Consider the following 18,100-nt stretch of genomic DNA (forward strand, 5'->3'; position numbering starts at 1 on the left):
GATCAGGCGACCGTGATGGCCGTGGCGCCGGTCGCTTCGGCGAGGCGCCGCGGATCGACGGGGAAGACGGTCGTCGGCGTGCCGGCGGCCGCCCAGACCAGGTCATGGGCGAGGAGATCCGCGTCAATGAAGGTCCGCAGCGTCTCGGCATGGCCAAACGGCGGGATGCCGCCGATGGCATAGCCCGTCAGGGCCCGTACCTTGCCGGCATCCGGCCGGCGCAGCGCCTCGCCGAGAGTTGCGGCCGCCTTTTTCTCGTCGACACGGTTGTTGCCGGCGACGAGGAGAAGGTAGGGCCGACCGGTGTCGGCGCCCTCGAAGACCAGCGACTTGATGATGCGCTCGACGCCCGTGCCGCAGGCCGCCGCAGCTTCTTCCGCCGTGCGCGTCGGCCGGTCATGCACGGCGATGCTGATGGTGAGCCCCAGCCTGCGGGCCGCCTCGGCCACGCGTGCCGAACTCGCCGGCAGTTCCCGCGTCGTCTCGCTCATTCCCGTCGCCTCCTTTGCCCCGTCTCGGCTTTCTGCCGCATTCGCAGCGGCGGGGGGGATGGTCTACCATGGTCGCCGGGCAGCCCGACGCCGCGCATGGACGAGAGATGAACGACCACCCGCCGTCAAGGCAAGAGGAGAAAAGCGACCTCAGAGAGGCCGTGCGCCGGGCACGTCTTGAGGATGCCGAGCGCTCCGACGTCATTGCGGAGCTGAGAAGCAGGGCGTTGGTACGCCTCGAACTCGTCGCGGCGGCACTGGCGCCGGTTCTTGCAGAACTGCCCGAGGACGTCGATCTCTTCGATCACGGCCTCGTCACGGGCGATCAGCCGCGCTTCTATGTCGACGTGCTCGCCTTCGTCGAAGTCGATCGTGACCGGCGCACCTACCGCTTCCTTGTCGATACGCGCCATGGCCGCCAGGTGCTGGCCGCCAGCGAGGATGTCGACACCATCCGGCGGGCGGTGACCGATTATGTGGCGCGGCGCCTCGTCGAACGTGAGAAGGCGCTGGCCGCCGACGGCGAACTTGCGGCAAGGCCCCGGCCGCAGGCGGCCGACGGCCAAGGCGGCAGTCTCCTCTTCGCCTTCGTCATGGGCGCCATCGTGGGGGCGACGCTGTTCTACCTGGCGCTGTGGTGGAAGGTTCTGGGATAGGGGCGAAGCAGGATCAGGGCTCCTGGCGGATGACGCCGTGCCAGCCGAGGCCGGCATAGGTCTCGTAACCGGGGGTCTTGTGGAAGGCGACCATGGCCCCGTCCGGCTCCTTGTAGAAGCCCGATTCCCGATCACCTGTGGCGAGGTTGAAGCGCTCGCTCAACACGCCCTTGCCGTCGCTGGCGGCGATCACCCTGTTGTGTGCATCGAGCAGCAGGACGCGCGAGCGCTGGCGCTCCGCGGGGCGCAGGCGCACGCCCTCGACGACGGTGCGCGCCTGGGGTTCCCAGTCGAAATGGATGGCGAGGAGGCCGAGCGGCCGGCCCTTTGCAGCGCCGCCCTCGCGCACGCTCGCCGCATAGGTCGCGGTGCGGGCGCCGCCGAGCAGCGGCTCGACAGCGATGTCGCCGGCATAATAGTCGTTGCCGCTGGCGAGCGCCTTGCCGCGGACAAACCAGTCGCGGTCGCGCACCTCACGTCCGGCGACGGCGAAACGATCCGGCCGGCCGGAGGCGAGGATGCGTCCGTCGAGGTCGCAGAGCCACAGGTCGAGATAGACGGTGTAGGCCGAGAGGATCACGCCCATGCGCTTGCCGGCGTGGCGGCAGCCCGCATCGGTCGGCTGCCCGGCGGCATCGACGATGGCGGAATCGGTCGCCCACCAGCGCACGTCGCAGGTGCGCTCATAGAGATTGCGGTCGATGATCTCGATGGCGTTGAGGGCGAGATCGACGAGGCGCTGGCCCTGAGCCTCGCCAGCCATCAGCCGCGTGAGCTGCTCGAGGACAGCGATCTCGCCAGCAAGTTCCCGTTCGAGCGAGCTTGCGATGCCTTCGACCTGCGAGGAGGTGCCGCGCACCTCCTGCGCCACCACGGAGAAACCGCGTCCGGCATCACCCGCCCGGGCGCTCTCGACGAGCGCGTTGAGGGCAAGGATGCGCAAGCGTTGCGTCACGGAGCGGATCTGCCCCACCTTCGCGTTGGTAAGGTCGCGCGCGGTTGCCGTGCGCGTCGCGATGTCGCTGAGACGGACGAAGCTCTCGCCGTTGACTTCCGCCATGACGTGTTCCCGTTGTCCGACGACAGGCCGGCCCGCCGGATGGCGCGCTGGACATTTCGAAAGCGTGACGCGACTGGAAAACGAACGAAATCTAGATCGCCGCGCTTGTGCAGGGCTGTCGGCGCGAGGCTGCTCGTCAGACCGGCGTGAAGTCGAGGCTGCCGATTTCCGCGATGGCACCTTCGCGCGTCAGGCCGCGGGTCACGCCGGTGATGCGCGAACGGGCGCCGTCCGGCTCGATGCTGAGAAGGTGGTATCCGGCACGGTGCGTCCACGTGCCCTTGATCGCCGAGCAGGATGGCACGCCGAGGATGGGCACTGGCCCGTGCTTGCCGGGGATGTGAGTGAGGGACGTGCGGTGATTGTGGCCGTGCAGCACGAGTTCCGCGCCCACCCGGGCGATAACCTTCTCGAAGGCGCCGGCGTCGGTGAGGCTGCGACCGACGGCGGTGCCGCTGCGCAGGGGCGGGTGGTGCAGCATGACGACGCGGCACAGGCCCTCACGGTCGAGTTCGTTCATCATCGCCTCGAAGGCGGCCAATTGCGGCTTGCCCAGCGTGCCGCTGGCGACGAAAGGCATGGTCGGCACGGCCGACGACAGGCCCACGAAGGCGATGCCGTCGCGACGGCGCAGATAGGGGAAGGCGCTGGAGGAGGCGCCGTCGCTCGCCATCCACGGCCACAGGGCATTGGCCAGCGGCTTCAGCGAGCCGCGCACATAGGCATCGTGATTGCCGGGGACGAAGGAGACGAAATCCGGCGCGCCGAGACGTTCGAGGAAAGCGCGCGCGATGGGGAATTCCGAGGCGAGGCCGATGTTGGCGATGTCGCCGGTGAAGGCGATGTGGTCCGGCCGGTGCGCCCGCATGTCCTCGATCAGCCGCTCCAGCACCGTCATGTCATGCGCGACCTTGCGGCCACGGCGCCAGTTGACGTAGCCCGTCATGCGCTTGCCGACGAGCTCGCGCAGCCTGGGTTGTGGAATGGGGCCGATATGCGGATCGGACAGGTGGGCGATGAGATACATTGGCATTCCAGGTGGATTGCCAAGGCATCGCCGCTCAGAGCCCGCGCGTCAAGCCGCAGGGGCCGACAAAGCGTGGTTGTGACCCGCCGTCAGTGCTGCGCGTCGGGAATGAGGGTCGAGATGAGCTGGGGATCGTCGAGTTCGACCGCAGGCTGCCAAGCATAACCGTGGAGCCGGGAGAGCCGCGCGAGAATGAAGGTGAGAAGCATCTGTCCTGTCCTTGCCGTATGGCTTCCTGTCTCATATGGCGATTCTCTTTCGTGTCTGCACGTCATATCGTCGGGCAAAGCAGCAACAGAGATATGCGTCGGACGCATGAGGATAGCGGGCGGCGTTAACGAGTTGTTCAGGAGATCCTTCCGATGGGCGGCATCGCGCTTCCGCGGCGGATGAACGGGCTGGAGCCCGTGACCCGACGCATGATGCACACCTGGTGGCGCTTCTCGCGGCCGATGACACTCGGCGTACGGGCCGCCGTCATCGACCACGACGAGCGCGTCTTTCTCGTGCGCCACAGCTACACGCCCGGCTGGCACCTGCCCGGCGGCGGGGTGGAGGCCGGCGAGAGCATGCTCGAAGCGCTTTGCCGCGAGCTTGCGGAGGAGGGCAACATCGTGCCGAGCGGCGAAATCGTGCTGCACGGCATCTTCTTCAACCGCAAGGTGTCGCGGCGCGACCACGTCGCCATCTACGTCGTGCGCGAGTTTGTGGCCGGCCCGCGCCCGCCCGACAAGGAAATCGTGGAGACGGGCTTCTTTCCGGTTGCAGCGCTGCCCGAGGGCGTCACGCCTGGCACGCGAGCCCGTATCGTCGAGATCGTCGAGGAACGGCCGCCGTCCGCCGACTGGTGAGGCTCAGCCGGCCCCGAACTGCTCGCGGCCATGCGGTGCATCGAGGTCGAGCGCCGGGCCGCGCGGCACAATGCCCGCCGGGTTGATGGTCTTGTGGCTCTCGTAATAGTGCCGCTTGATGTGCTCCATGTTCACCGTCCCGGCGACGCCAGGCACCTGGTAGAGATCGCGCAGATAGGGGCCGAGGTTGGGATAGTCGGCGATGCGGCGCAGGTTGCACTTGAAATGGCCGACATAGACGGCATCGAAGCGCACCAGCGTCGTGAACAGCCGCCAATCCGCCTCCGTCAGACGGTCGCCGAGGAGATAGCGGCTCCTCGCCAACCGGGTGTCGAGTTCGTCGAGCGCGCCGAAGAGGGTGTCGAAGGCCTCGTCATAGGCCTCCTGCGTTGTGGCGAAGCCGGCCTTGTACACCCCGTTGTTGACAGCGTGATAGACGCGCTCGTTGACGCGGTCGATCTCCTTCCGCAGCGGCTCGGGATAATAGTCGTCCGCAACGTCGGTGAAGGCCGCGAAGGCCGCGTTGAACATGCGGATGATCTCGCTCGATTCGTTGTTGACGATCGTTCCGCGCTGCTTGTCCCACAGCACCGGCACGGTAACGCGGCCGCTGTAGTGCGGGTCGGCCTTCAGATAGACCTCGTAGAGGCGCCTTGCGCCATTGACGGTGTCCGGCACCGTGCCCGGGCTGTCGCCGAAGACCCAGCCTTCCGAACCCATGTAGGGATCGACGACCGAGACGGAGATGACGTCCTCGAGCTTCTTCAGCTTGCGGAAGATGAGCGTGCGGTGCGCCCACGGGCAGGCGAGCGAGACATAGAGGTGGTAGCGCCCGGCCTCGGCCCTGAAGCCGCCTTCGCCGCTCGGCCCCGGCGCGCCGTCCGGCGTCACCCAGTTGCGGAAGGCCGAATCCTTGCGCACGAAGCGCCCGCCGGTGCTCTTCGTGTCGTACCATTCGTCGTGCCACACCCCATCGACGAGCAGACCCATGACGTCTTCCTTTCGCGTGTCCTTCGCTTCCACCATGACATAGGCGGCACCGGGCGGGAGGGGCAGGCGTGCAAGACCGGTCTTGCACGGATGGGAAGAAGCAGGGCGGCCCTACCAAGGCCATGGACGGTGCGGCGAGGTCTGTGGTAGAGCGGCAATCCTCACGAGAGCGGATGGCGACGTGCGCATCTTTGCTGCCCAGCGACGACGATAACGGCACGGCCGCGCAAAGCGGCCGCAGCATCATGCGCGCCGCCGCTCCCCCCGGGAGCGGCTTCGATGGAAACATCCTTCCGCAAGACCCGTCATGACCGATCTCAAGCTCACCATCCGGCGTGAGTTGCCCGCCGATGCCGAGGCCGTGGAAAAGCTGCACGAGCGCGCCTTCGGGCCCGGGCGCTTCTCCCGCACCGCCTTCCGCCTGCGCGAGGGCGTGCCCCCGCTCGCGGACCTCTCCTTCACCGCCCTCGTCGGTACGCTCATCGTCGGCTCCGTGCGCGTCTCGCCGGTGATGGCGGGCGAGGAGCCGGCGCTCGTGCTCGGCCCGCTCACGGTCGATCCCGCCTTCGAGAACCGCGGCATCGGCGCGGCGCTGATGAACGCCTCGCTCGACGCGGCCCGCAAGGCCGGCCACAGCCTCGTCCTCCTCGTCGGGGATGCGCCCTATTATGCGCGCTTCGGCTTCGCGCCCGTGCCCCCGGGGCAGTTCACGCTGCCGGGGCCGGTCGATCCGCGCCGCTTCCTCGCCTGCCCGCTGCAGGACGGGGTGATGGAGCGTGCGCGGGGGCCTGTCACCGCGCTGCGTCCGGCTCGCTGAGGCCGCGCCGCCGGCCCTCGACGAGCCAGACGACGAGCACGGCGCCGAGCAGGAGTGCAAGGCCAAGGAAGCCGTAGCCGAGCGGCATCACCGAGACGCCGCGCACCACGGCGCTGCCGCTGGCCCGAAGACCGATCCAGTCGCCGCCCGAGAAGCGCGAACCGCTCGAGACCAGTGTCAGGCGCGGCAGGTCGACGGCGTCCGTCATGCCGGAGGCGATGCGGCGCACGGAGCCGCGCGTCGCCTCCGCCAGCGGGCGCAAACGCTCCGTGTCGCTGAAGACGTCAGTCAACTCGCGCGGGTTCTCCGGCCCCACATTGACGAAGGCCGCGAGGTCGCCGCTCGTCAGGCGATAGAGGCCGTGCTGTTCCGCGGGTGTGACGGCGTTGAACAGGCCCGGCTCGCCGCCGGAGAGCGTGACCTCGCGCGTTGTGCCGTCCGGGCTCGTCACGACAACCGGGCCGGGCGCGTCCGACATGGTCTGGCGCTCGATGAGGATCTCGCCGCCGCGGGCGTTGGCCCTGAGCGCCTCCTCCTCGAGAGCAGGCTCCTTCATCAGCCAGTGGGCGAGGCGGCGCAGCAGGTCGAGATGCGGGCCGCCGTTGCGGTAGCCGCGCGCCCACAGCCAGGCGTGGTCCGACAGCAGCATGCCGACGCGGCCCTCGCCTTCGCGCAATAGCACGAGGAGTGGGCGCTCCTCCGAGCCGGACAGCAGCACTGAGCCCGTGTCGACATGGGCGCCAACGAGGCGCAGCCATTCGCCCCAGGAAGGCGGGGTGGTCTCGCTGCCGGGCAGGGCGCGCGTGACGGGATGGCGATGGCCCGTTTCCGTCACCTCGGCCTTGTAGGGCGCCTCCAGAACCCGCCCGTCGGGCGCCGCGGGCAGGACCGGGCCGAGCGCGGTGCGGGCGATGCTGCCGGCGGTGGCAAACTCTGGCCCCGCGGCAACGAGTAGCGCGCCGCCCTCGCGCACATAGCGGGCGATGTTGTCGTAATAGATGTTGGGCAGGATGCTCTGGTTGGCGTAGCGGTCGAAGATGATCAGGTCGAACTCGCTGATCTTCTGCTGGAAGAGCTCGCGCGTCGGGAAGGCGATAAGCGACAGTTCGTTGATCGGCGTGCCGTCCTGCTTCTCCGGCGGACGCAGGATGGTGAAGTGGACGAGATCGACATTGGCGTCCGACTTCAGGAGGTTGCGCCAGGTGCGCTCGCCCGCGTGCGGCTCGCCCGAGATCAGCAGCACGCGCAGCTTCTCGCGGATGCCCTCGATGGTAAGGACGGCGCGGTTGTTGGCGTTGGTCAGTTCACCGTCGAGGCCGTCGACCTCGAGCTCGACGACGTTCGGTCCGCCGTGGTCGATGGTGATCGGCAAGGCGAAGGGGCGGCCGGTCGCGACGGTGAGCGTGCGCAAGAGCTGGCCGTCGCGGCGCACGGTGAGCGTCGCATCGCCCGTGCCGCCGCGCTCCTCGACCATGAGGCGGATGGTCTGGTCCTTGCCGACGAGGCCGAAGCGCGGCGCCTCGAGGAGGGCGATGCGCCGATCGCGTTCGCCTTCATGGCCGGTGACGAGGGCGTGCAGCGGCGCATTGAAGCCGAGGAGGGCGGTCGAGCCCGGGATGTCATGCACCACGCCGTCGGTAACGAGGAGGGCGCCGGCGACGCGCTCGCTCGGCACGTCGGCGAGCAGGTCGGAGAGGGCGGAGAAGAGACGGGTTCCGTCGCCGCCGCCGGCATTGTCGGTCACCGTGGCAAAACGCGCCTCGATCTGCCGGTCCATGGCGCCGAGGCGGTTCCGCAACTCCTCCACCGCGGCGTTTGTTTGCGTGGCGCGGGGGCCCAGCGTCTGCGAGGTGGAACGATCTATGACGACGGCGACGATGTCCTTCATCGGCTCGCGCTCCTCGCGCACGAGCGAGGGATTGGCAAGGGCGATGACGAGGCAGGCGAGCGCGAGGGTGCGCACGATGCCGGTGACGCCGCGGGTCAGGATGGAGACGAGGGCCGCCACCGCCGCGAGCACGGCGACGGCCGCGAGCACGAGGGTCGGAACCAGCGGGGTGAAGGAGAGGCTCAGCATGCCGTGACCCTATTGCCCCAGCCGCTCGAGCAGCGCCGGGACATGCACCTGGTCGGCCTTGTAGTTGCCGGTCAGCGCATACATCGTGATGTTGATGCCGACGCGATAGGCGATCTCGCGCTGGCGCGGATCGGGGCCGACGACGGGAAAGAGCGGCTCGCCCCGGCCGCCGACGGCCCAGGCCGCGGCCAGGTCGTTGCTGGTGATGATGAGCGGGCTCACGCCGTCGCCGGCGCGTGCCGGGCGGCGGCTCGCCTCGTCCTCCGGCGGCAGCGCCTCCACCCAGGTCTCGCCCGTGGCATAGCGGCCCGGGAAATAGTCGAGGATGTAGAAAGCCCGGCTCAACACATGGTCGCGCGGCACCGGCTCGAGCTCGGGAATGTCGAGCGTCGCGAGCATGCGGCGCAGCTGCTGCCCCTCCGGCGTCACCGCGCCGTCGAAGCGCAGCGCCATGGCGTCGCGGGTGTCGAAGATGACCGTGCCGCCACCCTTCATGTAGGCGTCGAGCCGGCGCAAGGCCGCCGGCGAGGGCAGCGCATTGCCAGCCACCACGGGCCAGTAGAGCAGGGGATAGAAGGCGAGTTCGTCGCGCTCCACGTCGACGCCCACGGGCTCGCCCGGCTCCAGCGCGGTGCGCATGACGAGGGCGCGCGTCAGGCCGTCGAGCCCGGCGCGGCTCGTGCCGTCGATGTCGGGATTGCCGGTGACGACGTAGGCGAGGCGGGTGATCGCCGCGCGCTCCACCTCTTCGGCCGAGATTGGCGGCAGCTCGCGTGCGGTCTCCTGCGGCGCTTCTCCCGTCGCCCCCTGGGCGCGCACCTGTCCGGCCGGCAGGGCAATGGCGGCGAGGGTGGCGAGGGCAAGGATCGCCGCGGTGGCGCCGCGCGGCCTCGGGCGCCGGCGCAAGCCGCCGAGTCCCCCGAGATGCCCCCCGAGGAGGAGCGAGGCGATGGTGTCGGCGATGAGGAGGAGGGCCGCGATGAGGAGAAGAAACGGCCTCAGGTCGACGGTCGCGGCCCGCGCGATGGGAACGAGGCTGCCGGCGAACGGGCCGTAGTCGAGCGCCATCGGCCGGTCGTCCGGCAACAGCGTGTTGAGCGCGATGCTCGCCTCGCTCGGCCCGTAGAAGCCGGGCGGGTGGTCGAGCGTGGCGCGGCCGGTGTGGTTGCGGGGGATGGGCTTGGCCGTCGCCGGCGGCGAGCGCCAGATGCCGAAGCCGTCGAGCGTGCGCTGGGGCGCGGCCATGTCGGCGCCGTTCTTCCCTTCGCCGGCGTTGGCCGCGACGCTCCGGCCGGCGAGCGCGATCGTGCGCCGCATCATGTCGACGAAGACTCCGGAGAGCGGCAGGCTCGACCAGCCCGGATCGGCAGTGACGTGGAAGAGAACGATCAGCCCCTCGCCCCGCTTGGCGGCGGTAACGACCGGCGTGCCGTCTGCCAGCGCCGCCCAGGTGCGGCGCGAGAGCTCGCCGTCCGGCTCGGCCAGGATCTGGCGCGAGACGGTGATCTCGTCAGGGACCGGCAGACCAGCGAAGGGGCTCGTCTCCGGGAAAGGGGCGAAGGTCTTCGGAGCATCCCAGGAGAGCGAGCCGCCGAGGCTGCGCCCGCCGCGCCTGAGGCGCACCGGCACCAGTTCGTCGTTGCCGGCGGCGAGGCGCGTACCGGCGAAGCGGATGAGCAGGCCGCCCTCCTCGACGAAGCGGGCGAGCTTCGTTTCCGTCTCGCTGTCGAGCGAGCCGACATCCGCGAGCACGAGGACGTTGACGCCCTGGTCGACGAGGTCGCCGACGGGATCGGGGATGCCGCGCCGCGCCTCACGCAGCTCGGCGTAGGGGGCGAGCGCCCGCGACACATAGTAGGTCGGCGACAGGAGCGGCTGAGCCGTGTCGACCGTGCCGCCGGAGACGAGGCCGACCCGCCGGCGCTTGCCGCTCTCGTCGATGAGGCCGACGGCGCCGGCGGAAGTCTCGCCCGCGATCTCGAGCCGCGCCACGGCATTGTCGAGCTCGACCGGCAGGTCGAAGCGCGCCGTCGTCTCGCTGGCGCCGGCGGAGAAGCTGAAGGGCATCTCGGCGAGGAGCAGGCCCTTGGTGTCGAGGGCGCGCAGCGTGCCGGTGTCGCGGCCGTTCGGGTCTGCGCGTACCAGCCGCACCTCGATGCCGCTCGGGCCGTTGTGGGCATCGGCGATCATGAGCGGCTCGGCCACAGGATTGCGATAGATGGTAACGGCGCCCGTGCGCCCCGCGAACGCCTCGCCGAGGCTGTCCGCGAAGCCGTCTGCGCCGAAGGCGATGCCGTCGCTGATCCAGGCGATCTCGGCCTCACCATGCTGCGAGAGGAAGGCGCCGAGCGTGGCAAGATGGCTCGCGCGGTCGGGCACGTGCGGCTGAGGCGCGAGGGCGCGCAGCCGGTCCATGGCGGCGCCGGGGGCCAGAGCCTCGACGGTGTCCGGCCGGTCGGCGAGGCCAACGATGGCTACGGGCCGGTTCTGGCGCTCGGCCGACATGATGCGCTCTTCGGCGAGCGCCGTGCGCTCGTCCCAGTCGCGCGCGGCGGCGAAGCCGTTGTCGATGGCAATGACGAGTGGGCCTGGGGCGGATACGCCGCCGGTGATCGGGTTCCAAACAGGCCCGGCGACGGCGAGAATGAGGGCCGCGGCGAGCGCCAGGCGCAGGGCGAGCAGCCACCAGGGCGTGCGTGCCGGCGTCTCGCGCCGGGGCATGAGGTCGGCGATGACGCGCAGCGGCGGGAAGGGGATGCGGCGTGGCTGCGGCGGCGTGATGCGCAAGATGAGCCAGATCGCCGGCAAGGCGGCGAGGGCGATGAGAACGAGGGGAGCTCCGAAGCCGAGGCCAGCGAACATGTCAGCCTCCCCGTGCCCCGATGAGGCCGCTGCGGCCGCCGCGCGCGGCCGAGAGCTGCGTCAGGACGCGCAGCGCCGCCTCGCTCGCCGGGCGATCGGTGTGATGGAGCGTCAGCGTCCAGCCGCGACGCTTGAGCGCCGCGCCGATGGCGTCGCGGTGGATGGCGATGCGTCGGCGATAGTCCTCGCCCCACAGGACGGCATCGCCGATGCGCAGGCGCAGGCCCGCCTCAGGATCTTCCAGCTCCGCCTGGCCCGTGAACGGGAAGGTCTCCTCGACGGGATCGATGATCATGATCGCATGGCCCCGGGCGCCGCGGGCGGCAAGCTGGCCCACAACGGCATCGAAGGCGGGCGGTTCCACGAGAAAGTCGCTGACGAGCACGGCCTCGCTCAGCGGCGGCAGCGCCTCGGCAGCCGGCAGGTCGGCGTTGTGCCCGGCGGCGTCCTTGGCGATGAGCTCCACGAAACGCTCGACGATGTTGCGGCTGGCGCGCGGCGGCACCAGGCCCATGAGGCCGACACGCTCGCCGGCATCGACGAGGGTTTCCGACAAGGCGAGGGTGAGGACGAGGGCGCGCTCCACCTTCGACTGCGCGGCGAGGGAGGAGACGAAGCCCATGGAGGCCGAACGGTCGGCCCAAAGATAAATACTGTGCGCCGCTTCCCATTCGCGCTCGCGCACGTAGAGGCGCCCGTCACGCGCCGAGCGCCGCCAGTCGACGCGCGTCGCCGATTCGCCCGACATGAAGGGACGGAACTGCCAGAAGCTCTCGCCCGGGCCGGCACGCCGGCGTCCATGGATGCCGTGGCTGACGGAGGCGGCAACGCGCCTTGCTTCCAGCACGATATGCGGCAACCGGGCCGTCAGTTCCTGAGCCGCCAGGGCGTGCGGAATACCAGGGGAGCGCTCGGCCTCGGAAAGGGTTTGAACGCGGGCCATGGACGCTCCTAGCCGAGCCGCTCCACGAGGCGAGCGATGACGTCGGGCATGGTGCGGCCGTCCGCGCGCGCCGCGAAGGTCAGCGCCATGCGGTGCTTCAGCACCGGTTCGGCGAGGGCCGCCACGTCGTCGAGCGAGGGCGCGAGGCGCCCCTCGATGAGGGCCCGGGCACGCACGGCAAGTGCCAGTGCCTGGCTGGCGCGGGGGCCGGGGCCCCAAGACAGGTCTCGCGTCAATTCCTCCGGCCCCTCGCCGGGACGGCCCGAGCGCACCAGCGAGACGATGGCCTCCAGCACGCTCTCACCCATCGGCAGGCGGCGCACGAGACGCTGGATGCCCATGAGCGTTTCCGCGTTCATGGCAGCTGACGGGCGATGCTCCTCAAGACCTGTCGTCTCAAGGACGATGCGGCGCTCCGCATCGCGGTCGGGATAGCCGATGTCGATTTCGAGAAGGAAGCGGTCGAGCTGCGCCTCGGGCAGCGGATAGGTACCCTCCTGCTCGATAGGGTTCTGGGTTGCGAGTACGTGGAATGGGCGCGGCAGGTCGTAGCGCACACCGGCCACCGTCACGTGATACTCCTGCATGGCCTGCAGGAGAGCGGACTGGGTGCGCGGGCTGGCGCGGTTGATCTCGTCCGCCATCAACAGCTGGGCGAAAATCGGCCCCTTGATGAAGCGGAAGCTGCGTTGCCGATCGGCGCTCTCGTCGAGGATCTCGGTGCCGAGAATGTCCGAGGGCATCAGGTCGGGCGTGAACTGGATGCGCTGGCCGTCGAGACCGAGCACCGTGCCCATCGCCTCGACGAGCTTGGTCTTGGCGAGGCCGGGCACGCCCACGAGCAGGCCGTGCCCGCCGGCGAGCACCGTGACGAGGGCGAGCTCGACGACGTGCGCCTGGCCGAAGATGACGGAGCCGATGGCACTGCGCGCTCTGGCCACATGGTCGAGCGCCGCCTCGGCCGCCTTGATGACGGCATCGTCGATGGTCGTCGGCGTCTGGGCCACAGCGGTACGGTCAGTGCCGCTCGTCATCGGCAACTCTCCTTCTGTGCCCCCGTCGGAGCAGTCTGCATCGGTGATCATGTCTTATTCAAGCCGCTTGAGGCCGGACACCTTCGGTTCCCCAGCGTGCCCATTCTTGCGATAGTGGTGCCGGGACCCAGATTACAAGCGGCGCGCGCCGAAATCGGCTGCCAAGGTTGCGAGGACACAAACACGTGAGCGGCGAGCAGGGCAAAAAGCGCGGAACGGCGGGCGTCGGGACCCATGCCACGCCCGAGAGCCTCCCATCTGGCCTCGCCGCACTCTTCGCCTCCGCCGGCCCGGCGGCGAAGGCGCGGCCGGTGGAGAAGTGGAACCCGCCGCATTGCGGCATGATCGACATGCGAATCACGGCCGACGGCTCCTGGCACTACCGCGGCTCGCCCATCGGCCGGCCGGCGCTCGTGAAGCTGTTCGCCTCCATCCTGCGGCGCGACCCGGAGGGTTACGTGCTGGTGACGCCGGTGGAGCGTGTCGGCATCACGGTCGAGGACGTGCCCTTTATAGCCGTCGAGATGGCGGCGAGCGAGGCCGCGGGCGGGCGCGTGCTCACCTTCCGCACCAATGTCGACGACATCGTGCAGGCGGGGCCGAACCATCCCCTGCGGTTCGAGACGGATGCGAAAGGCGGGATGAAGCCTTATGTCCATATACGCGGCGGCCTGTGGGCGCGGCTGACGCGCGCCCTGGCGCTCGGCCTCGCCGATCTCGTCGAGGTGCGCCCGGATGCCGCGGGCGGACAGATCATGGGCGTCGCCTCGGCCGGTGCCTTCTTCGCCATCGCGGCCGCAGGCGATGGAGAGGACGGCGGGACGTGACGGCGACGATCGACAAGGCTCGCGTGGACCGAGAGACATTGGTGGATCAAGAGACATTCGTGGACGAAGAGACGTTTCTCGACCGGGCGCGCCGGTGCCTCTATCCGCAGCCGCACGGGGCCGTCGGGGCGGTGCGTCTGCGTGGCGACCACGACCTTGCCGGCGTCCGTCCTGACGTTGCCGCCGATATCGCCCGGCCGGCGGCGGTACTGGTGCCCATCGTCACCCGTTCCACCGGCGTCAACCTGCTCCTGACCCAGCGGGCGGCGCACCTGCGCCAGCACTCAGCGCAGATCGCCTTTCCCGGCGGCAAGATGGACCCGGAGGACGCGACGCCGCTGACGACGGCTCTGCGCGAGGCGCAGGAGGAGATCGGTCTCGACCGGGACCATGTGCGCCCGCTCGGCTATCTCGACGAATATCTGTCCGCGACCGGCTATCGCATCGTGCCTGTGGTCGGCCACGTGACGCCCGGCTTCACCCTCACCGTCAACCGGGAGGAGGTGGATGAGGCCTTCGAGGTGCCGCTCGACTTCCTCATGGATGCGGCCAACCACCAGCGCCATTCGCGCGAGTGGCGCGGCACGTTGCGCCACTACTACGCCATGCCCTTCGGCGAGCGCTACATCTGGGGCGTGACGGCCGGCATCATCCGCAACCTCTACGAGAGGCTCTACGGTCCATGACGCGGGCGATCCTCCAGCAACTGGTCCTCTTCTTCGTTCCCTTCCTCCTGTTCGGGGTCTATCTGCTGCTGCGCAGGCGCAATCCCTTCACCCGGCACGAGTGGGACGGGCATGTGCCGTGGCTCGTCATCGCCGGGCTGCTGCTGGCGATCGGTGCCTTCGTCTATCTCGGCATCACGGCCGAGCGGCACTCGGGCGCCTATGTGCCGACGCATCTGGAAAACGGCCGCCTCGTGCCGGGACAGTTCCAATGACCATCGACCGGGCGGCCGTCGCCTCGCTCGTCGCGCGGCCCGCGCTGCAGCGGCTGCTCGCCGTGCTCGACGGTGGCGGCGAAACGACCTGGATCGTCGGCGGCGCCGTGCGCGACGTGCTCATCGGCCGCCCCGTCAGCGACGTCGATTGCGCGACGACCGCGACACCCGAGGAGACCATGCGCCGCGCGGCAGAGGCGGGATTCCGCGTGGTGCCGACGGGCATCGACCACGGCACCGTAACCGTCATCGTCGAGGGCACGCCCTTCGAGGTGACGAGCCTGCGCGAGGACGTCGAGACCGATGGGCGGCGGGCGAAGGTCGCCTTCGGCCGCGACTTCGCGGCCGATGCGCGCCGGCGCGACTTCACGATGAACGCGCTCTATGCGGATCGCACGGGGCAGGTGCACGACTTCGTCGGCGGGCTCGCGGACCTTGCGGCGCGGCACGTGCGCTTCATCGGCGATCCCGGCCAGCGCATCGCCGAGGACTATCTGCGCATTCTGCGCTTCTTCCGCTTCCATGCGGCCTACGGGTCGGGCGATATCGATGCGGCCGGCTTCACGGCGGCGGTCAGGGCGCGGGCCGGGCTCGACCTTCTGTCGCACGAGCGGCTGCGGACGGAGATCGCCAAGCTGCTCGGCGCCGCCCGGGCGCTCGAGACCTGCCGCATCATGATCGATGCCGGCCTCCTGCAGCGCATCTTCGCCGGCGTGACGCACGACATGCGCCTTGCGCGACTCATCGCCTGGGAGGCCGCCTGCGGCCGCAGGCCGGATCCGGTGCTGCGGCTCGCCGCGCTCGGCACCGACATCCCGGAGGATGCGGCCCGCCTGCGCGACCGGCTGCGGCTGTCCAATGCCGAGACGCGGCGCATCCACGCCTTCGCGGCGCTTGTCGAACGCCTCAACGGCACCGCCGGCCCCTGGAGCCTGCGCGATCTCAGGGCGCTCGCCCTGTCCTTCGCGCCCGAGATCGTCGCCGCCGCCTTCGCGGCGTCCGCGCCGCAGGCGGACATCGACGCCCGCGGGCGCAACTTCCTCGCCGCCGTGGCGCGCGGCGAGGCAATCGCGCCGGTCTTCCCCCTGTCGGGCGAAGAGGTCGTCGCCGCCGGCGTGCCGAAGGGGCCGCGGGTCGGCGCCGTGCTTGCGGCGGCGCGAGAGCGCTGGCTCGACGAGGACTGTCCGGCAGACGCGGCAGCGCTAAAGCGCATCCTGCAACAGGCGGTTGCCGCCGGGCGAGCCGGCTGACCGTTTCCTCGCCCGCATTCCTGCTCTAGCATGGACCCGCTGGCATCACTTGCCGGCATCGCTTGCCGGCGCTCTCTGAGAGGGATCGCGATGGCACGGGCAGGGCGGGGACCGGCGGATGTGGCCGAGCGCCTGGCGCAACGGCGCGACAAGGCGCAGTCCGGCCGCGCGGGCGACGACACCGGCGCCACCTGGCGGCGCGAGACCTTCGTGCTGGAGCGCGAGGCCGCCCGGGCCAAGGCGCGCGAATGGTTCCGGCGTTTCCCGAAGGCGGCCTACATGACCGAGGTCGAGAGCTGGCGCGACCTCGGCGACGGCCGCATCGAATTCACCATGCGTAGGCTGCCGAGCGCGGATTGAGGGGGGTGTGGCATTGCCCGAGCTAAACCACGCGGGCACGCGACGATGACCGGTTGCGCCCAGTGCTGGCAGCTTGCAGCTGCATTGCCCATCGGGAGCTTGCTATCTAGCGGTTCGCGCAAAACGCCAGCCCGCGTGCGCGACAGGCGTGATGATGGCCGGCTCCGGACGTCGGGCGGGCCGGCCGCTTACCGGTCAGGGCCAGCGCACCGTCGGCGGCATCGAGGACAGAATGGAGGCGACGTTGCCGCCGGTCTTCAGGCCGAAGATGGTGCCGCGGTCGTAGAGCAGGTTGAACTCGACATAGCGGCCGCGGCGCACCTGCTGCTCGTGCCGGTCCTCGTCGGTCCAGGGCGTCGCCCAGTTGGCGCGCACGATGCGGCCGTAGACCTCGCGAAACGCTTCGCCCACGGCGCGGGTGAAGGCGAGGTCCGCGTCCGGGTCTCCCGACCAGTGATAGTCGTAGAAGATGCCGCCGATGCCGCGCGGCTCGTTGCGGTGCTTGAGGAAGAAGTACTCGTCGCACCAGGCTTTGTATTTCTCGTAGGGCGCGACGGCGGCATGGGCCGCGCAGGCGCCGCACATGGCGGTGTGGAAGGCCACGGCGTCCCTATCCTTCTGCTCGCGCCGGCGCTCCAGCACCGGCGTCAGGTCCGCCCCGCCGCCGAACCACGGTTTCGTGGTGACGACGAAGCGCGTGTTCATGTGCACCGTCGGCACGTTCGGGTTCCAGGGGTGGGCGATGAGCGAGATGCCGGTGGCGAAGAAGCGCGGGTCCTCGGCCGAGCCGGGGATCTGGCCGCGGAACTCGGGCGCGAACTCGCCGAAGACCGTCGAGACGTGCACGCCGACCTTCTCGAAGATGCGGCCGCGCATCATCGCCATGGTGCCGCCGCCGCCCGGCGCGCCGCTATGGTCGGTGCGCTGCCAGGGCGTGCGCTCGAAGCGCCCCGGCCCGCCCGCCTCGGGGAAGAACGGGCCCGGCGCCTCGTCCTCGATCGTCTCGAAATCGGCGCAGATGGCGTCGCGCAGCGCCGCGAACCAGGTGCCGGCCTCGTCCTTGAGGCGCGCGATCAGGGCGGGATCGATGGGCTGGGCGTCGGTCATGGCTTGTCCTTCCTCGGCTCCTGGTGGCGTGCTGCGGCATGCGGCTGGGGACCGTTCAACTGCCCGCCGGTGTAGAAGCCTCCCCGCCGCCGGGAAAGGCGTCCAACTGGCGCAGGGCCTCGCCGAGGATCATCGCGGCCGTGACGGCGACATTGAGCGAGCGCAGGCCGGGCCGCATGGGCACGAGGATGCGCGCATCGGCGGCGTCGTGCACCTCCTCCGGCACGCCGGCCGATTCTCGCCCCATCAGGACGACGTCGCCGGGCGCGAAGGAGAAGGCGTGATAGGGCAAAGCCGCGCGTGTGGTGGCGAGCACGAGGCGGCGGCCCGAGCTCGCGCGATCGGCCGCGAAGGCGCGCCAGCTCGCGTGCCGGACGATCTCGACCGCATCGAGATAATCCATGCCCGCCCGGCGGAACGCCCTGTCGGACACAGGAAAGCCCGCCGGCTCGATGATGTCGACGGCGACGCCGAGGCAGGCGCAGAGCCGGACCATGGTGCCGGTGTTCTGCGGAATGTCGGGCTGGTAGAGGGCAAGGCGCAGCGGGTGCATGGGGGCGTCAGGTTCGAGGGCATGAGGCCGGATGGCCGGGCAATGCACGTAGCGCACGGCTTTGTCTGCCGAAAGTATGGACATGGTTCTGGAACCATGCCAAACAGCCGCCGCGCGGCGACTCCCGGTCGCATTGCGGGGCTGTCGCGTCCGTGCTTTGAAGTCGGCGCGCCGCCATGACCGACGGTTTCGGCTGGACCCCGCAGGATGCGGGAGCGGAAGGGAACCGTCGCGGTGGCGAAACGTCGAGCCAGG

The 18,100-nt window shown here is 70.0% G+C and carries 18 protein-coding genes; 8 read left to right on the plus strand and 10 right to left on the minus strand.

What is annotated here, in order from left to right; all coding sequences use genetic code 11:
• Positions 1–2 precede the first annotated feature (2 nt).
• Complete coding sequence (locus P2T65_RS01510) at positions 3–491, minus strand: YbaK/EbsC family protein (protein ID WP_276199073.1); 489 nt, start codon at positions 489–491, stop codon at positions 3–5.
• A gap of 227 nt (positions 492–718) precedes the next feature.
• Here P2T65_RS01510 and P2T65_RS01515 point away from each other — a divergent pair, with 227 nt between their 5' ends.
• Positions 719–1,147, plus strand: a complete 429-nt coding sequence (locus P2T65_RS01515) for a hypothetical protein (RefSeq protein WP_276199074.1) — start codon at positions 719–721, stop codon at positions 1,145–1,147.
• 13 nt (positions 1,148–1,160) lie between these two features.
• Here the strand turns inward: P2T65_RS01515 and P2T65_RS01520 are convergent, their stop codons facing one another.
• Together P2T65_RS01520 and P2T65_RS01525 are read right to left on the minus strand one after the other, a co-directional pair.
• Positions 1,161–2,207: a methyl-accepting chemotaxis protein gene (locus P2T65_RS01520; protein WP_276199075.1), complete on the minus strand. Its 1,047-nt coding sequence runs from the start codon at positions 2,205–2,207 to the stop codon at positions 1,161–1,163.
• 136 nt (positions 2,208–2,343) lie between these two features.
• Positions 2,344–3,234, minus strand: a complete 891-nt coding sequence (locus P2T65_RS01525; protein ID WP_055457575.1) for a metallophosphoesterase — start codon at positions 3,232–3,234, stop codon at positions 2,344–2,346.
• A gap of 362 nt (positions 3,235–3,596) precedes the next feature.
• Here P2T65_RS01525 and P2T65_RS01530 point away from each other — a divergent pair, with 362 nt between their 5' ends.
• Entirely contained in the window at positions 3,597–4,085 is a 489-nt protein-coding gene (locus P2T65_RS01530; protein WP_055457574.1) for an NUDIX domain-containing protein, read from the plus strand.
• A gap of 3 nt (positions 4,086–4,088) precedes the next feature.
• Here P2T65_RS01530 and P2T65_RS01535 read toward each other — a convergent pair whose 3' ends face one another.
• The gene (locus P2T65_RS01535) at positions 4,089–5,075 is read right to left on the minus strand and encodes a glutathione S-transferase family protein (RefSeq protein WP_276199076.1); all 987 of its coding nucleotides are present in this window, start codon (positions 5,073–5,075) and stop codon (positions 4,089–4,091) included.
• Positions 5,076–5,382: 307 nt separating this feature from the next.
• Here P2T65_RS01535 and P2T65_RS01540 point away from each other — a divergent pair, with 307 nt between their 5' ends.
• Positions 5,383–5,892 (plus strand): N-acetyltransferase, encoded by a 510-nt coding sequence (locus tag P2T65_RS01540; RefSeq protein WP_055457572.1) that lies wholly within the window; start codon positions 5,383–5,385, stop codon positions 5,890–5,892.
• Here P2T65_RS01540 and P2T65_RS01545 read toward each other — a convergent pair.
• Genes P2T65_RS01545 through P2T65_RS01560 form a run of 4 tightly spaced genes read right to left on the minus strand, consistent with a single transcriptional unit; the run spans position 5,867 to position 12,808 of the window.
• Complete coding sequence (locus P2T65_RS01545) at positions 5,867–7,969, minus strand: hypothetical protein (RefSeq protein WP_276199077.1); 2,103 nt, start codon at positions 7,967–7,969, stop codon at positions 5,867–5,869. The genes P2T65_RS01540 and P2T65_RS01545 overlap by 26 nt on opposite strands.
• A gap of 9 nt (positions 7,970–7,978) precedes the next feature.
• Complete coding sequence (locus P2T65_RS01550; RefSeq protein WP_276199078.1) at positions 7,979–10,831, minus strand: DUF4159 domain-containing protein; 2,853 nt, start codon at positions 10,829–10,831, stop codon at positions 7,979–7,981.
• A gap of 1 nt (position 10,832) precedes the next feature.
• Positions 10,833–11,774: a DUF58 domain-containing protein gene (locus P2T65_RS01555; RefSeq protein ID WP_055457569.1), complete on the minus strand. Its 942-nt coding sequence runs from the start codon at positions 11,772–11,774 to the stop codon at positions 10,833–10,835.
• A gap of 8 nt (positions 11,775–11,782) precedes the next feature.
• Positions 11,783–12,808: a MoxR family ATPase gene (locus tag P2T65_RS01560; protein WP_055457568.1), complete on the minus strand. Its 1,026-nt coding sequence runs from the start codon at positions 12,806–12,808 to the stop codon at positions 11,783–11,785.
• Positions 12,809–12,993: 185 nt separating this feature from the next.
• Between P2T65_RS01560 and P2T65_RS01565 the strand changes: the two genes are divergently transcribed.
• The 5 genes from P2T65_RS01565 to P2T65_RS01585 all read left to right on the plus strand — a co-directional run bounded on the left by P2T65_RS01565 (position 12,994) and on the right by P2T65_RS01585 (position 16,185).
• Complete coding sequence (locus P2T65_RS01565) at positions 12,994–13,635, plus strand: DUF1285 domain-containing protein (protein ID WP_071924076.1); 642 nt, start codon at positions 12,994–12,996, stop codon at positions 13,633–13,635.
• Between the two features lie 59 nt (positions 13,636–13,694).
• Positions 13,695–14,321, plus strand: a complete 627-nt coding sequence (locus P2T65_RS01570; protein ID WP_082464684.1) for a CoA pyrophosphatase — start codon at positions 13,695–13,697, stop codon at positions 14,319–14,321.
• Complete coding sequence (locus tag P2T65_RS01575; protein ID WP_055457566.1) at positions 14,318–14,575, plus strand: DUF6111 family protein; 258 nt, start codon at positions 14,318–14,320, stop codon at positions 14,573–14,575. Before P2T65_RS01570 ends, P2T65_RS01575 begins: the two co-directional genes overlap by 4 nt.
• Positions 14,572–15,825: a CCA tRNA nucleotidyltransferase gene (locus P2T65_RS01580; RefSeq protein WP_276199079.1), complete on the plus strand. Its 1,254-nt coding sequence runs from the start codon at positions 14,572–14,574 to the stop codon at positions 15,823–15,825. The genes P2T65_RS01575 and P2T65_RS01580 overlap by 4 nt, the downstream gene beginning before the upstream one ends.
• A gap of 90 nt (positions 15,826–15,915) precedes the next feature.
• The gene (locus P2T65_RS01585) at positions 15,916–16,185 is read left to right on the plus strand and encodes a hypothetical protein (protein ID WP_055457564.1); all 270 of its coding nucleotides are present in this window, start codon (positions 15,916–15,918) and stop codon (positions 16,183–16,185) included.
• A gap of 195 nt (positions 16,186–16,380) precedes the next feature.
• Here P2T65_RS01585 and hemF read toward each other — a convergent pair whose 3' ends face one another.
• Positions 16,381–17,292, minus strand: a complete 912-nt coding sequence (hemF, locus tag P2T65_RS01590) for an oxygen-dependent coproporphyrinogen oxidase (RefSeq protein ID WP_276199080.1) — start codon at positions 17,290–17,292, stop codon at positions 16,381–16,383.
• Between the two features lie 55 nt (positions 17,293–17,347).
• Positions 17,348–17,845: a tRNA (cytidine(34)-2'-O)-methyltransferase gene (locus P2T65_RS01595; RefSeq protein ID WP_055457562.1), complete on the minus strand. Its 498-nt coding sequence runs from the start codon at positions 17,843–17,845 to the stop codon at positions 17,348–17,350.
• Between the last annotated feature and the right edge of the window lie 255 nt (positions 17,846–18,100).

It is taken from the genome of Chelatococcus sp. XZ-Ab1 (genome assembly GCF_029309855.1).
Classification (GTDB): Bacteria; Pseudomonadota; Alphaproteobacteria; order Rhizobiales; family Beijerinckiaceae; genus Chelatococcus_A; species Chelatococcus_A sambhunathii.

Coding starts and splice junctions, on each gene's coding strand:
- P2T65_RS01510 (WP_276199073.1), bottom strand. CDS start 491: ATGAGCGAGACGACGCGGGAACTGCCGGCGAGTTCGGCACGCGTGGCC.
- P2T65_RS01520 (WP_276199075.1), bottom strand. CDS start 2,207: ATGGCGGAAGTCAACGGCGAGAGCTTCGTCCGTCTCAGCGACATCGCG.
- P2T65_RS01525 (WP_055457575.1), bottom strand. CDS start 3,234: ATGTATCTCATCGCCCACCTGTCCGATCCGCATATCGGCCCCATTCCA.
- P2T65_RS01530 (WP_055457574.1), top strand. CDS start 3,597: ATGGGCGGCATCGCGCTTCCGCGGCGGATGAACGGGCTGGAGCCCGTG.
- P2T65_RS01535 (WP_276199076.1), bottom strand. CDS start 5,075: ATGGGTCTGCTCGTCGATGGGGTGTGGCACGACGAATGGTACGACACG.
- P2T65_RS01540 (WP_055457572.1), top strand. CDS start 5,383: ATGACCGATCTCAAGCTCACCATCCGGCGTGAGTTGCCCGCCGATGCC.
- P2T65_RS01545 (WP_276199077.1), bottom strand. CDS start 7,969: ATGCTGAGCCTCTCCTTCACCCCGCTGGTTCCGACCCTCGTGCTCGCG.
- P2T65_RS01550 (WP_276199078.1), bottom strand. CDS start 10,831: ATGTTCGCTGGCCTCGGCTTCGGAGCTCCCCTCGTTCTCATCGCCCTC.
- P2T65_RS01555 (WP_055457569.1), bottom strand. CDS start 11,774: ATGGCCCGCGTTCAAACCCTTTCCGAGGCCGAGCGCTCCCCTGGTATT.
- P2T65_RS01560 (WP_055457568.1), bottom strand. CDS start 12,808: ATGACGAGCGGCACTGACCGTACCGCTGTGGCCCAGACGCCGACGACC.
- P2T65_RS01575 (WP_055457566.1), top strand. CDS start 14,318: ATGACGCGGGCGATCCTCCAGCAACTGGTCCTCTTCTTCGTTCCCTTC.
- P2T65_RS01580 (WP_276199079.1), top strand. CDS start 14,572: ATGACCATCGACCGGGCGGCCGTCGCCTCGCTCGTCGCGCGGCCCGCG.
- P2T65_RS01585 (WP_055457564.1), top strand. CDS start 15,916: ATGGCACGGGCAGGGCGGGGACCGGCGGATGTGGCCGAGCGCCTGGCG.
- hemF (WP_276199080.1), bottom strand. CDS start 17,292: ATGACCGACGCCCAGCCCATCGATCCCGCCCTGATCGCGCGCCTCAAG.
- P2T65_RS01595 (WP_055457562.1), bottom strand. CDS start 17,845: ATGCACCCGCTGCGCCTTGCCCTCTACCAGCCCGACATTCCGCAGAAC.